Genomic DNA, 14,756 nt, shown 5'->3' with positions numbered 1-14,756 from the left:
TAATGACATTAACACCAAAGACGCCTCGCTTGCGCGTTCTGGAATAAGGCTAGACTTCGGGGGGAGGCTAGCCTTTTTTATGCCTGCTATTTGGCGCTCTTTGCTACCTGTCCAATAAACTTCATCGATCCTTTTGTTTTTTTCTTGGCGTTTTTTTCTTAAAATGCGCGCAATATTCTTTCTAGAGATCAACCATGAACAAAAGTGTCTTAACTAACGTTATCGCGTTAGCGCTGCTTGCTGGCGGCTATGCGACAGCAAACCAATACTTGCTTTATGCAGGCCTATTCGCCTTTTCTGGTGCCATCACCAACTGGCTTGCGATTCACATGTTGTTCGAGAAAGTACCCGGCCTATACGGTTCTGGAGTGATTCCAGCGCGCTTTGAAGAGTTCAAGGCAGCCATCAAGCAACTGATGATGGAGCAATTCTTTACAGAAAGTAACATCGACCGCTTCCTAAGCAGCGAGATGACAGGAAAGTCGCTCAATCTAGAGCCTGTGATTCAGAAGATCGACTTTAACCCTGCATTCGACTCACTGGTGCATGTTATCGAGAACTCTCAGTTTGGCGGTATGTTGGCAATGTTTGGTGGCACAGAAGCACTAGAGCCAATGAAAGCGCCGTTTGTTGAGAAGATGCAAGAATCTGTGATTGAAATCAGCAAGAGTGATTCTGTAAAAAATGCCATCAAAGACGAGCTAGAATCGCCTGCGATGATGGATGAAATCAAAGAAAACATTGAGGCGATCATCGATCAGCGCTTGAATGAACTAACACCTAAGCTGGTTAAAGAGATGGTTCAGACCATGATCAAGAAACACCTTGGTTGGTTGGTCGTTTGGGGCGGTGTATTCGGTGGTGTGATTGGCTTAATCTCTGCGGCCATTACGCTTTAAGGCGAACAAGTTTATCGGGTTGCTCTTTATCTGACGCTCAACAAAAAATGGAAGCTTATTGCTTCCATTTTTTATATCTAAATCACGTTGGTAAGCGAAATTAGGCCACTATTTTAGAGTTGCCAACAACTCAGGGTTCACGCCGAAGCCCTTTTTATGCTCTTCAATCACCACTTCACTACGTGTCTGAATCACACCAGGCAAGGTGCCCAACTTCGTTGCCATAAACGCTTGGTACGCCTTCATGTCTTTCACTCGAACCTTGATCATGGTGTCAAAGTCACCCGACAGTGAGTAGCACTCTTCCACCTCAGGCATCATTTCCACGGCTTGGGCAAATTTGTCGAAGATCGAAAAGCTAGTCTGATCGAGACGGATATGGATAAAGACTTGAACATCGAGTCCCAGCTTTTCTGAACAAAGCTCAGCATGATAGCCCGTGATGTAGCCCTCTTTCTCCAATCGCTTGAGTCTATCAGAGCAAGGTGACGTCGTAAGGTTGACCTGTTTTGCCAGTTCAACAACAGGTAAACGCCCTTTCATATGCAGAATTCTTAGTATCTCTTTATCGATACGATCGAGCTGATGCTGAGACATAACATTCCTTAAACATTCTAAATTCCGCTCAGTATATTCCATACCAAGTGCAATCGAAGAAAACCTCGCTCACACATTTAAAAACTAAATGCACGGATGATATTCACGCCAGATATAAACACACACAAATAGATAAGAACCCTTATAAATCAAACTCTGGTTATTAACAAATTATTATAGAAATGACCCGATTAACAAATAAGTTGAGCCGGAAACGAAAGAAAGGATATAGGCCAAAGTGAATAATATAATTATCAAAGAGAAAGGATGACTCTATTATGAAAACGCAAGAACTCGCATATAAACCTTACGGTATTGGTTCATGGACACACGTAACGGTATCAAAAGATGTTGCTCAGGCACTAGCAAATGAATACTCAAACTATGGATGGGAAGTGAAGATTGATGGCAATGCCATTGAAGCTAAGCTTGCACTCAAGGCTGCTTAGAAACACAAAAACCTCCTAGCACGGAGGTTTTTTGAATCAAGTTAGTAAGCACTTACTATGAGTTAGGCTAGGCCAAATTGGGGAACAGCACTTCCAGTTTCGCAACGACAATTGCACGTGCGGCAGAAGTGCTGAGTTTCCATATCGTAGTACAGGTTTCCACTAAATAGTTTTGACGTCCATTGCATCATACGGCCAGAAGCTGTCTCGGGCTCTGATTCACAACGTTTCATTATAGACTTATGTAGTGTTGTTTTTTTACATCCTTTGCAATAGAGATCAGGCATACCTTTGTCCTATAGGTCTTTAGTGGTTACTGACAATTGACACATCATGTCCAATTCGGTTCCACAATTCACCGAGCTAATGACAAAAGTGAGCGCCAAGTTCAAAAAATAGCCATTTTTCTATTTTATTTTTTGACATCACACGCCACCAACAAGACAGACCTTTCATTTCTCGCTCAAGATCCTTCGCTTTCGATTTACATTGTAAACCCCCATTTCAATATCAGAAAACCTCGAATAAACTTAATTTGAAATAAGACAAAGGTCGTACTCACATAAAAAAATAGAGCCACCGAAGTGACTCTATTGTTCATGTCTTTTGCTAATTCATTGGTATTTTTACAATGTAAATTAGTCTAGCTCAACAAGGTTCTTCTCGAACTCAGCGTGTTGCTTCTTAACTTCGTCTTCTGGCTCGCCAGTGATTAGGCTCACGATAACGATAGAGATAGTTGATAGGATGATTCCCGGTACGATTTCGTAAACATCGAACCAACCGCCCGTGAACTGTTTCCAAAGTACAATCGTAACACCACCAACAACGATACCCGCTAGAGCGCCGTTACGGTTCATACGAGACCAGTATAGGCTCAACACGATAGCTGGACCAAATGCAGCACCGAAACCAGCCCATGCATAAGATACAAGGCCAAGAACTGAACTGTCTGGCGTCATCGCTAGCACAAGTGCAATTAGAGAGATTAGGATTACCGCGAAGCGGCCTACACGAACGATCTCTTCAGACGTCGCATCTTTCTTAAGTACTTGCTTGTATAGATCTTCTGCCATCGCAGATGAAGAAACAAGAAGTTGTGAATCCGCAGTACTCATGATTGCCGCTAGGATTGCAGCAAGTAAGATACCTGCGATTACTGGGTGGAACATCGCGTTCACAAGAAGCATGAAGATCTTCTCGCCATCGTCTAGCTTAGGCGCGCCAGAGTTAGTCACGTAGATTAGACCAACAAGACCTACTAGCATTGCACCAACCATAGACAGAGCAGACCATACCACCGCGATACGACGCGCTGTTGTTAGGTCTTTGTTGCTACGTGTTGCTTTGAAACGAGCAAGGATGTGTGGCTGACCGAAGTAACCTAGACCCCATGCCGCTAGCGAGATGATCGCGATAGCAGAAAGTGGCTCACCTTTCACATCATTCCATAGCGTGAGAAGCTCTGGGTTGATGTTGTGAAGATCAGTCGATAGCTGACCAAGACCACCGTTCATCGCTGCGATTGGTACAATCAATAGCGCAGCAGACATCAGCAGACCTTGAACCAAATCCGTCCAAGATACCGCAAGGAAACCACCAAATAGCGTGTAAGAAACCACACATACTGTACCGATGATTACCGCTGTTGTGTAATCTAGGCCGAATACTGTTTCAAACAATTTACCACCTGCTACCAAGCCAGAACTTGTGTAGAAAAGGAAGAATAAAAGGATAAAGAAAGCAGAAATTGTTTGGATCAGCTTAGAATTATCATTGAAACGACGAGATAGGAACTCAGGTAGCGTCAGTGACTCTGTTGTAATGCTGTAAGTACGCAGACGCTTAGCACTGATTAACCAGTTCGCCCAAGTACCAACTAGCAGGCCACCAGCAAGCCAGAATGCTTCAAAACCAGCAGCATAAGCGTAACCCGGTAGACCAAGTAGTAGCCAACCACTCATGTCTGATGCACCAGCAGAAAGTGCAGCAGGCCATGGGCCTAGCGAACGACCACCTAGGAAGTAGTCTGTCGAGCTAGAAGTACGTTTGTAAGCGATAACACCGATTGCCAGCATCATAATTAGATACGCAATGAACGTCGTCGTTATTGCAAAACTGTTTTCTATCATTTGATAGTCCTCATTTGTAAAAAGCCTTCCATACCTAATTCAATGCAAGACACTCACCGTAAAGGCAAGCGAGTGCATTGAGTTAGGTATTGAGGCTCCAAGGCACTATGAGTTAAATCCAAAGATGGTGAAACCAACAATGGAGAAAACAAAAGTGCTTAGAGCCAATGTTACTGAAGGTTAGTGAGCTTCGCTTCCAAGTTCGAGCAAGGTCGCGTTACCGCCCACGGCTGTTATATTTATAGTTCGCGTACGCTCGGTAATGAAACGCAGCGATAAGTGTGGATCGTGAGCAACATGCATTGCTGTCAGATCCGTTTCAGCTACTAAACTGACGATGGCACCGTCACGCTTAGCAAGTTGTAAATTGATAGCTTGAGCCGTTTGTGAGTTACCTACGTAACCTGCGCTACGTACATCGCAAGACAGCAGCTGTTGAGCCGCGTCGTACGAAGCAACCTGCACCAAGTTCGTCGGTAAATTCGCTTGTTTCGCTGCATCAGCGATCAAGGTGTTGAATTGCACGTCATCACTGCACAATTGCACGCTGTTACCCGCTAATAGTGCTGCGGTAATCATCGCGGTTGCTGTTTGCAGTGCTGGCTCTTTGTCTTGGCAATCATCAACAATCACCAAAGCCACACCACGTCCTGCAGCATACAGCTCGTTTGTTTCACCAGTCGGGCCAGCCATTAGGTGCTGCTCAGAAAGCAGCGCAGAGGCTTGCTCTAGGTGATAAGTTGCCACTGCCGCCAAAGACGTAGATTGGCTTTCGATCTCTGATTTGAATGCAAGTACCTGAGCACTCTTATGATCAAAGTCGGTAAGATTCCATTGTTCCCACGCTAACAAAGCATCAGAAAAACCTGTCACTTGATGAACCATGATACTGCTCCTTATGCCTTGTCTTGTGATTGAGAAAAATGAACATCAGTAAAGCGGTATAGGTAGTGAGGACCACCCGCTTTAGGGCCAGTACCCGACAAACCTTGACCGCCGAATGGTTGAACACCAACAACAGCGCCCACTTGGTCACGGTTGATGTAGCAGTTACCCACACGAACGTGTTTTTCGATCCAACGGTAAGTTGTCTCGTTACGGCTGTGGATGCCCATGGTTAAGCCAAAACCGGTTTGGTTAATTTGGTCTACCACTTGCGCCAGTTCACTCGCTTTGAAGCGAACGATATGCAGTACAGGACCAAACTGCTCTTCTTTCAAACAGCTGATGTCATCGATTTCAAATGCACTTGGTGGAACAAAGTCACCATGTTCACAATCCGCTCCTAGAGAAAGTTGAGCCACTTTCTTCTGGGTCTTAGTCATATTTTCTAGGTGCGTCATCAACTTCTGCTTCGCGTTTTGGTCGATAACTGGGCCCACATCCGTTTTATGAAGATGTGGAATACCAACGCTTAGCTCATCCATCGCACCGTGAATTAGTCCAATCACGCGATCTGCAATGTCTTCTTGAATGTAAAGCACACGTAGCGCAGAACAACGTTGACCTGCAGAAGCGAATGCCGAACGAATAACATCACGGACTACCTGTTCAGGCAGTGCGGTACTGTCGACGATCATCGCATTCTGACCACCGGTTTCCGCGATAAACGGAACAGGCTTAGCGTTACGACTCGCCAATGACACGTTGATACGTTGTGCTGTTGGTGTTGACCCCGTAAAGGCAACGCCCGCAATCGCATCATGACTGGTTAGCGCACTGCCGATCTCAGCGCCACGACCCGGTAGTAACTGAATCGTGCCAGCAGGGAAACCCGCTTCATTCATCAATTCCACTGCGCGAGCTGCAATTAAGCTTGTTTGCTCTGCAGGTTTCGCCACAACCGTGTTACCCGCCACTAGTGCAGCTGTAATTTGGCCAAGGAAGATCGCCAATGGGAAGTTCCAAGGGCTGATACAAACGAATACACCACGACCTTGTCGCGAAGCGATTCGAGTTAGACCATCAAAGCCTTTTAGCTCAAAACCTTGTAGGTTGTTCGCTTGTTTTGCGTAGTAACGACAGAAGTCGACCGCTTCACGCACTTCATCAATGCTGTCGTGAATTGTCTTACCCGCTTCTTGATGACAAATTGCCACCAGCTCAGCCAGGTTTTCTTCCATCAGATCCGCCAACTTCTCAAGCGCAGCGGCTTTGGTTTCAACCGATGTCGCATTCCAATCAGCAAATGCGGCGTCTGCACCAGTGATCGCTGCGGAAACATGATCAAGGTTTGCAAAAGCCACCTGACCCACGCTAATACGACGATCGTAAGGTGCTGTTACTTGTTCAACATTCTGATCAGCCTTGATCATGCTTTCGGCAAGAGATTCGCCGTTGATCACAGGTCCAGCAGTCCATTGATTGTTCAAAAAGCCTTTTACTTGCTCTTCAAACTGATGCGCTTCGCTCTCGATATCAATGTTCACACCGTATGAGTTCTTACGCTCAGGGAATACCGCTGGCGGCAGAGGAATCTTAGTGTTGTTCAACGTATCGAATGCCAAAAGCATGTCGACTGGATGCTGTGTTAGCTCTGCTACAGGGCAACGAGCATCAACCAAACGGTGTACAAACGAGCTGTTTGCACCATTCTCTAACAGACGACGTACTAGGTATGGCAGTAGATCTTTATGGCTACCAACTGGCGCGTAAATACGTACCGACTGTTGGTAAGCTTCCATTGCATGGTTGTAAAGTGAATCACCCATGCCGTGTAAGCGTTGGAATTCAAAGTCTTTATGGTCTGTCATCACTGCAATAGCGGAAACCGTATGAGCATTGTGGCTAGCAAACTGCGGGAAGATATTGCCACGAACACTTGGGCTCAATAGATAACGCGCACACGCTAGGTAGGCTACATCAGTCGCTTCTTTGCGAGTGTAAACAGGGTAGTTATCGAAACCAGCTTGTTGTGACCATTTGATCTCACTATCCCAGTAAGCACCTTTAACTAGGCGAAGTGGGATTAAGTCACCCTGCTCTTTTGCTAGGCGGTTTAGCCAAACTAGAACCGGTAACGCACGCTTTGAATACGCTTGAATAACCAGACCAAACTTGCCCCAGCCTTTCACTAGCTCGCTGCGATACAGTTTTTCGAATAACTTAAGCGAAAGCTCTAGGCGATCCGCTTCTTCTGCATCAATCGTGATCGCAACATCAAGCTCAATCGCACGGCGCAGTAACTGCTCTAGCGTGTCGCATAGCTCAGTCAGTACGCGGTCTTCATTCGCCACTTCATAACGTGGGTGAAGCGCAGAAAGCTTGATAGAAACAGACGGTGCTGGGCTAGATTTTGAAGAGACGTATGTGTCTCGACCTACGGCTTCAATCGCCATTAGGTAATCTTTGAAGTATTTGTTTGCGTCAGCAGTGGTCAGTGCCGCTTCACCTAGCATGTCGTATGAGTAGGTAAAACCTTTGTCACGCATAGACTTACCGTTCTTCTGCGCTTCAGCAATGCTGCGACCAAGAACGAATTGGTGACCCATCACCTTCATCGCTTGGTGCATCGCTTTACGAATCACCGGCTCAGAAAGCTTGTTCACTAAACGGTTAACCGCTTGACCTGCACTCTGCTCTTTAGATGAAAGTCCAACCACCTTGCCTGTTAGCATTAGGCCCCAAGTTGATGCGTTAACAAAAACCGAGTCAGAATTCTTCAGGTGAGATTTCCAATCCGCAACGCTAAGTTTGTCGCGAATCAACGCATCAGCGGTTGCCGAATCAGGAATACGCATCAAGGCTTCCGCCAGACACATTAGCAAGATGCCCTCTTGAGTATCTAAGCTGTATTCAAGCAACAAGGCGTCGATCATCTGAATAGATGTTTTATCCGCACGGATAGACTCAATCAACGACGTCGTTTTGTCTGTAATTTGCTGCTTTTCAGACTCAGAAGGGGTAGCTAGCGGCAGAAGTTGCTCTAGCCATTGGGTTTCATCCACCATATATAATGGTGAGATAAGCGTCCAAAGATCAGCAAGCGACTGCTCATTGAATTCTGGCTTTAACACATCAGTAGCTGTAAACATGCGTTTTCCTTAATCTCACACCCGAAAAGAGTTCGGGATCTCTACAATGGCTGCAGTGTATTTAGAGTATATAAGGATTACTTGTCAAAAACTCCGAGTTTTTTGCTAAAAACTCGCTTTATTAACAAAACAAACACAAGGTCACATATGAAACTTTAAAATAATATGCCGTTTTGTTTCACTATTTAACAGAAATTTTCTTTTTGTATTGGGATGGTGACATGCCTTGAAGGCGTGAAAAGGTGTGAGTAAAGGAAGATTGACCGGAGAAACCAGCCAGTTCAGCGACCTGACCAAGGCTTAGATTACCTTGTTCAATTAAACGACGAGAACGGTCGATGCGCTTGCCAAGAACGTACTGGTGAGGGGTAATGCCCATTTGCTCTTTGAATAACATATGGAACTGGCTTTCACCCAAGAACACACTACCCGCAAGCTGCGCGACGGAGATCTTGTTTGCTAAATGCTGTTCTATGTAGCGATCCAACGCTTCAAGATCAAAGCGTGAATCTTTGATTGAGGTTTCAAATGCCGAGATGTGCCTTTGCATCAATGCAATCACCGTATCATTGCACGCACGGCTTAATAACAGATCATCAGGACTGGCCTGCATCTCTTGCACCAACATATGGATAAGCTTTTGAATTTGCGCATCTAATTGGAAGTAGACGTTCGATGATTCTAACTGGTTAATCTTCTCTAGCATCAGAGGGTCATCATCGGTTGGCATAGGCATGTTGAGCACGAGAATATCCGACTGACCAACCACTCCGCCGAAAGCATGATCAGAGCTCGCTGTCACCACACAACCTTGTCCTGGGCCAACAAGATTCCCCTTACCACTCACTTCAAATTCCGCCTGACCTTTTAAACCAATCACCACCTGAGAATAATGGTGATCGTGGCAATCCATATGCGATGGCAAAGTGATGATCTCAGCAGGACGAGGGCCAGTAAGGCCTAGCGGAGAAAGGTCTAGGTTAGGAAAGGGTAAAGGTTTAGACATGACAGAAAAATACTCGGGTCAACATAGTAAGAATAATACTCTTAAATGCGCATAAGATGAATTTGTAAATGCTCATGAGAGTTATTTGCTCGCGAGAATGAAAAGATCATTATCGCGATCATCTTGATCATGCCTCCGGAAGGATGATCAAGAGTGTACAAACTACGGGCATTGTAAAACCAATCGTTCCGGCGAGTTTAGGGACTTCACAAGCAATCACACAAGCACGAAAAACCATGTGGTCAATAAATGCTTTTTCACGCCAACATAATGAATAAATTTTCTTATATAGCTCAAATAATTGGCTATAAGCCTGTAAAAAGTGTATCCGAAGTACCGAAACTTGGCTTTTGAGTAGATTGGATAGCAATAAAACGGTATAAAGACGGGTACTGTGTTAATTGCTAATAACTAGTGACTCACAACTAGGAAGTAGACACTTTATTAACGAGCCAATTTTCAATCTACAAGTTGCAGGGACCTATGACTAACTTTCGAATTTCAGCGCTTTTACTTGCGCTATCCCCACTTTGGGTATCTGCATCGGTATCCGCTGAAGAACTGAATCAAGTCGATCCCGTTTCAGCTATCGATGCAAAGCTAACAGAGAAAAACTCAGATATTGAGCGTATTTCAGCAACCAAAGTATCGGCGACTGAAAACCTAAAACAACTTCAAAACAAGAACAGCAAGTTGTTGCGCGAAGGTGAAGAACTTAAGGCAAAACGTAACAGAGCCAAGTCTGTACTCGACAAACAGTACAGTCGCTTGCTTGAAGATCCAGAAACAGATTTAGTCTCTTTCCAGAAAAGTTACCAAGACGCTTGGGCTGCGGTTAAAGAGAATCAATCGTCTCAGCTAGATAACGAACAAGCGATCAACGAGAGCGAAATTCACCTTTCTCAAATCAAGCAAAAGCAAGCTCGCCTGAATAATGAGCTGGCAAACTTGAGAGAGTCAAAAGTTGAAGCTCGCGTAAAACGTATCGCAACAGAACTGCGTGAAAGTGCGGTGCTTGAAACCAGCTATACCACCACATGTTCATCAACAATGACACTTGGTGAGTGTACTGCACAGGGTAAACACCTGACCAATCAAAAAGCCGTGCAAACGTTCAAGAGCCAATTACTTGAGCAGCTCACAGAAAGCACACTTGCGAAGCAAAACTTACAAGGTGTTCAGCTGAATATCCATGTTCAAGACAGCCAAGCGATCAAGAGCGGCTTCTCTGGTAACAACTCTTACTTCATGCAGATGCAAGCTCAACTTCAAGCAAAACCTGAAGCAGTTGCAGCATGTAACCTATTGAATGTTTCGACTCGCTACTGTTTAACAGGCAGTGACGCAGCAGTCGTTAAGAAGAGTGACAAACAGTGGGCTAACGTGACGGTACGTTCTGATCAGTACAACGACTCAGTAACCATCAACGGCATTAAGTATGGCAGCACCCCTCTTGAGGTTGCGCTACCAAGTGGTCGTCACCAAGTAACCATTTCAAAACAAGGTTACGAGTCTTACAACCGCACAGTTACCATCAACGGCAGCGACACGATTTGGGTTAAGCTTCTTCCTAGCAAAGAAAGCTAAACACCCTTTGTATATAGAGCCTGAGCCAATTCAAAACGCTTAGCTCGATATCAGATAGCCGTGCCTATTTCACAAAGCTGAATGAACACTCGCCATTTTGTTGATAGTTATAAACTGTATGATCGTTACAAATTTGTATGGTCGTTATAACCTTGTTTTATCGTTATAAACAGTAGCTGCAGACGAAATGGCGTTCTCGTTTAGAATATTCGATTAACCTAAATTACGATTGAAGTAGCCCATCATGCGCCAAGGTCTTCCTACTCTATTATTTGCACTTGCTCCATGCTTAATGACGCCAGCTGTTTTTGCTGAGGCAACACCACCAGCGATCGCGTCATCTGTCACCGACATTGAAAGCTCACTTTTTGAAAAGCATGCCGACTTAACGGCTGTTGAAAAGAAATTAGCCGACAAACAAAACGAAGTCGACAATCAGGCGCAGCAAACGGCACGTCTAGCTGAGTTATCAGCTCAAGCAGAGCAAACACTCGCAAAGGCAAAAGCCAGCCTAGAGCAAGATTACACGCGCATGATTGATGATCCCGATTTCGATATCTCGCTTGCTCAAAAACGCTTCCAAGACGCTTGGAAAACCGTAAAAGAAGGCAAACTTGCGATTTCAGACTCAGAGCAAAAGCAGCAAGGCTTGGTGATGGAGCTTGAGGCTATCCAAGCCGAGAAAGCCGCGGCAGAAGCTTCAATCGCAAACCTAAACCAAGACAAGCTAAGAGCAAGAGCAGAGCGACTAAGATACGAGATCACTCAGACGGAAGAGCAAACTGTTAGCTTTACCAACCGTTGCAGCAGCGATATGACACTGGCGCAGTGTTCAGACCAAACGGTGACTTTGGCACTTCAAAAAGCGGTAAAACAATTCCAACACAGCCTAATCGATAACGCGACTGAATCGAAAACAGTGAAAGAGCACCTTGCGTCTGCTTCGCTGAACATTCACGTTCTGCAACACAAAGTGAAATCCTCTGGCTTCTCTGAAGATAACCGTTACCGAGCGGTGATTGCGGCGAACCTAGAAACTCGTCCAGATAAGAACACACCTTGTCGCCTGCTTGGTATTCAGTCATCAAACTGTTTCACACAAAGCGAGCAACAAGCCAACGACCAGCAAAAAGAAGTTGCTTGGGTTAACTTGGTGGTGCGTTCAAATCAATACAACGACAATGTTTCTATCAACGGCGTGAACTATGGCAGTACACCGGTTGAAGTGATGTTACCGACGGGCCAACACATGGTCACGATCGAAAAAGAAGGCTACCTTTCTTTCCATCAAGAGCTGAAGATAGCCCGCGATCACAACCTACGAGCCGTATTGCAAGCGAAACAGAATTCATTAAATGTCGGCACCAAGTTTGCCGATCCGATGGGTAACGACATTCAGAGCCCTGAAATGATTGTTGTCGGCTCGGGTCGCTACCTACTGGGTGAAAATAACGCACAACAAGTGACGATCAAACAGCCGTTTGCATTAGCCGCGACCCCGACACGTGTGCAAGATTTTAGAGCGTTCGTTAAGAGTACTGGCTATCAGACAGATGCTGAGCTAATGAACACCTGCGACACCTTCACCAATGCCGAGATTACTTCAGTCTCCGACAATGACTGGCAAAAACCGGGCTTCAAACAAGCTGACAACTCTCCGGTGGTTTGTGTAAGCCAAAACGATGCTCAAGCCTACACTCGCTGGTTATCTGAGAGCACCGGCTTCACGTATCGCCTTCCTACACCACAAGAGTGGGAGGCCGCAGCAAGAGCAGGCCAAGACACCAACTTCTGGTGGGGTAACGAATTCCGCACAGGTAAAGCGAATACAGGCTGGGCTGGTACACCTTGGTCAAACGTCAGTACGTCTCCTGTTAAATCATTCATGCCAACACCAACGGGCTTCTACGACATGGTCGGCAATGTATGGGAATGGACAACCGTTCAGAAAGGCCTAGCAAAAGGTGGCGCGTGGAGCTTCTCTCCTGAAGAGGCCAAAGTATTTAACGAGCTATACGTTGCGCCTTCAACAGCAGCCAACTACCTCGGCTTTAGAGTGTTACGAGAGCTGTAAGCTCTCGATAGCTCGCCCATTACTTTCAAATATTTACTCTAGGCTCTCATTTATCGCATTGAATCGTGTTTATAGGGGAATTCCCCCCTTATGCATAGGTACGCCTAGGAGTAAATTCGTCGATAGAGTAGTAAGTCACTCTGGGTATCAAATTGATGCCTCAGTTTAATTTACCTGACCCTCGTAAATTAGACTGAAAATCTTCTACATGTCGACAAGGCATATCTTGTCTTTAGCCAGCCCCTCTTCAGGCTGGCTTTTTTTTGCCTGATTATCACCCTTTATGCCCATCGATTCTCCGTGATTGACACAGTTAATCAACAGTCCGTTTAACTGTCAGTCACCCCTTATTTTTCGTACTCTAATTGCCATTGCAGCGCTATAAGAAACTGATATCATTGCCATACCTCAGCTTACGAGATAAAACCTTGCCAGATCCACTCAACTCCATACATCGTTCTTTATTCGAACAACTTCCAGGCTGCTGGGGCTGCAAAGATACTGACTCGGTCTTCGTGTATGCCAACCTTGCTTACAACCAATTGATTGGCTTAAAACCCAATGAGACTTGTACTGGCTTGACCGACTTCGACATGCCCAGTCAAACCACTGAGTGCGCACAAGATTTCAGGGCTCAAGACAAACATGTAATGGATACACGCAGTACCCTTAAGATTCTCGATATTCACCCCTATCCAGACGGACGCTGGCACGCCCATATCTTTACCAAAACCCCTTGGCTTGATGATGACGACAACGTCCAAGGCACCATCTTCTATGGCCAAGAGCTTACCGATACCGCGATCTTAGAGGTTGGTCATTGGGTTTGTCAGGCCACAGGAACAAAAGGCAATCAGGCATCGCTTGCGGGGTCAGAGCCGCGTGTGTCTAAACTGCAAAAGCGGCTGACTTCGAGAGAATCAGAGGTGCTGTTCTTACTGCTTTTCGGCAAGAAACCACAGTACATCGCGTCGACGTTAAACATTTCAATCAAAACGGTCGAAGGTCATGTCGCCAGATTGAAACAGAAGTTTGATGCACGCAGTAAAAGCCAATTGATTGAGTATGCGTTGGATTCAGGATTGGGCTCAGTGATCCCAGAAACTCTGCTCAAAAAACAGATCTCCGTTGTTCTGCACAGTAACTGATTGACTGTTCATCTGAAAATGCAGACAAAAAAATGCCGTTGATTTGATAAGTCTAATCAACGGCATTTTTAGATCTGTTAAGCAGCTAAGCGATCAAAAAGCCTAAGGCGCTAGGCGATCAATATCCCAACTGTTGTCTTGGCGAGAGAACAAGAAACGGTCGTGCAAGCGGTGTTCACCACCTTGCCAAAACTCAATGCTATCTACACGTACACGGAAACCACCCCAGAAAGAAGGCACGGGAATCTCGCCTTTGGCAAACTTCTGTTTAAGCTCTAGATACTTACCTTCTAAAATCCCACGCGCTGAGATGCGGCTACTCTGCTTACTTGCAATCGCGGCCAATTGGCTCTCTTTTGGACGTGACGAGAAGTACTTCATATTTTCCATAGCCGTCAGCTTTTCAGCCGTGCCCGTAATATGAACTTGTCGCTCAAGTGGATGCCAAGGAAAGTGCAAACTGATTTTGCTGTTGTGCTCAAGCTGGTGCGCTTTACGGCTACCTAGGTTGGTGTAAAAAACGAAACCGTCTTTATCCACATTCTTCAGCAGAACAATGCGTTGGAATGGCTGACCATTTTCATCAACCGTAGCAACTGTCATGGCAGTAGGGTCCGTCAACTTCGCTTCAATGGCTTGCTCTAGCCATAAATTGAATTGCTCAATCGGGTCTGCGGCCAAGTCTTTACGTCTCAATCCACCCTTAGCGTATTCGCGACGAATATCTGTCAGTTCCATTTGCTTGCTCCTTTAAATTTTTTTGTGATTTTGCGCCGTAATCCTTTGAAACACAAGTCTAAGCCATGGTTTTGTCTCACAGAAGGTGCTCT

At 45.5% G+C, this 14,756-nt stretch carries 11 protein-coding genes; 5 read left to right on the top strand and 6 right to left on the bottom strand.

From position 1 onward, the window contains the following. Window positions 1–194: 194 nt before the first annotated feature. Entirely contained in the window at window positions 195–899 is a 705-nt protein-coding gene (locus AB4486_RS07185; RefSeq protein ID WP_017065155.1) for a hypothetical protein, read from the top strand. 108 nt (window positions 900–1,007) lie between these two features. Here the strand turns inward: AB4486_RS07185 and AB4486_RS07180 are convergent, their stop codons facing one another. Further along, on the bottom strand, window positions 1,008–1,496 hold the full coding sequence (locus AB4486_RS07180; protein ID WP_004732526.1) for an Lrp/AsnC family transcriptional regulator: 489 nt from the start codon (window positions 1,494–1,496) through the stop codon (window positions 1,008–1,010). Between the two features lie 278 nt (window positions 1,497–1,774). Between AB4486_RS07180 and AB4486_RS07175 the strand changes: the two genes are divergently transcribed. Then, on the top strand, window positions 1,775–1,945 hold the full coding sequence (locus AB4486_RS07175; protein ID WP_017065154.1) for a hypothetical protein: 171 nt from the start codon (window positions 1,775–1,777) through the stop codon (window positions 1,943–1,945). Between the two features lie 638 nt (window positions 1,946–2,583). Here AB4486_RS07175 and putP read toward each other — a convergent pair. The 4 genes from putP to AB4486_RS07155 all read right to left on the bottom strand — a co-directional run bounded on the left by putP (window position 2,584) and on the right by AB4486_RS07155 (window position 9,117). Next, window positions 2,584–4,074 carry a sodium/proline symporter PutP gene (gene putP / locus AB4486_RS07170; protein WP_102320958.1) on the bottom strand — a complete coding sequence of 497 codons (1,491 nt, stop codon included), beginning with the start codon at window positions 4,072–4,074 and terminating at the stop codon, window positions 2,584–2,586. A gap of 183 nt (window positions 4,075–4,257) precedes the next feature. Beyond that, a complete protein-coding gene (locus AB4486_RS07165) occupies window positions 4,258–4,962 on the bottom strand; it encodes a 1-pyrroline-5-carboxylate dehydrogenase (protein WP_017065152.1) in 705 nt (234 codons plus the stop codon). A gap of 11 nt (window positions 4,963–4,973) precedes the next feature. Next, entirely contained in the window at window positions 4,974–8,111 is a 3,138-nt protein-coding gene (gene putA / locus AB4486_RS07160; RefSeq protein WP_372102668.1) for a bifunctional proline dehydrogenase/L-glutamate gamma-semialdehyde dehydrogenase PutA, read from the bottom strand. A gap of 181 nt (window positions 8,112–8,292) precedes the next feature. Then, window positions 8,293–9,117, bottom strand: coding sequence for an AraC family transcriptional regulator (locus tag AB4486_RS07155; RefSeq protein WP_017065150.1), 825 nt, complete (start codon window positions 9,115–9,117; stop codon window positions 8,293–8,295). Window positions 9,118–9,600: 483 nt separating this feature from the next. Here AB4486_RS07155 and AB4486_RS07150 point away from each other — a divergent pair, with 483 nt between their 5' ends. From AB4486_RS07150 to AB4486_RS07140, 3 genes are all read left to right on the top strand, one after another. Continuing rightward, on the top strand, window positions 9,601–10,704 hold the full coding sequence (locus AB4486_RS07150) for a PEGA domain-containing protein (RefSeq protein ID WP_017065149.1): 1,104 nt from the start codon (window positions 9,601–9,603) through the stop codon (window positions 10,702–10,704). Window positions 10,705–10,948: 244 nt separating this feature from the next. Beyond that, entirely contained in the window at window positions 10,949–12,778 is a 1,830-nt protein-coding gene (locus tag AB4486_RS07145; protein ID WP_372116828.1) for an SUMF1/EgtB/PvdO family nonheme iron enzyme, read from the top strand. A 365-nt stretch (window positions 12,779–13,143) separates the two neighbouring features. After that, the gene (locus AB4486_RS07140) at window positions 13,144–13,926 is read left to right on the top strand and encodes a PAS domain-containing protein (RefSeq protein ID WP_372073586.1); all 783 of its coding nucleotides are present in this window, start codon (window positions 13,144–13,146) and stop codon (window positions 13,924–13,926) included. A gap of 102 nt (window positions 13,927–14,028) precedes the next feature. On the opposite strand, the gene pdxH is transcribed toward AB4486_RS07140, so the two are convergent. Beyond that, window positions 14,029–14,664, bottom strand: coding sequence for a pyridoxamine 5'-phosphate oxidase (gene pdxH, locus AB4486_RS07135; protein WP_017061203.1), 636 nt, complete (start codon window positions 14,662–14,664; stop codon window positions 14,029–14,031). Between the last annotated feature and the right edge of the window lie 92 nt (window positions 14,665–14,756).

Source organism: Vibrio sp. 10N.222.55.C6, assembly GCF_041473395.1.
GTDB lineage: Bacteria > Pseudomonadota > Gammaproteobacteria > Enterobacterales > Vibrionaceae > Vibrio > Vibrio crassostreae_C.
Note: the sequence above shows the minus strand (reverse complement) of the source record. Positions and strands in the feature narration are given on the sequence as shown.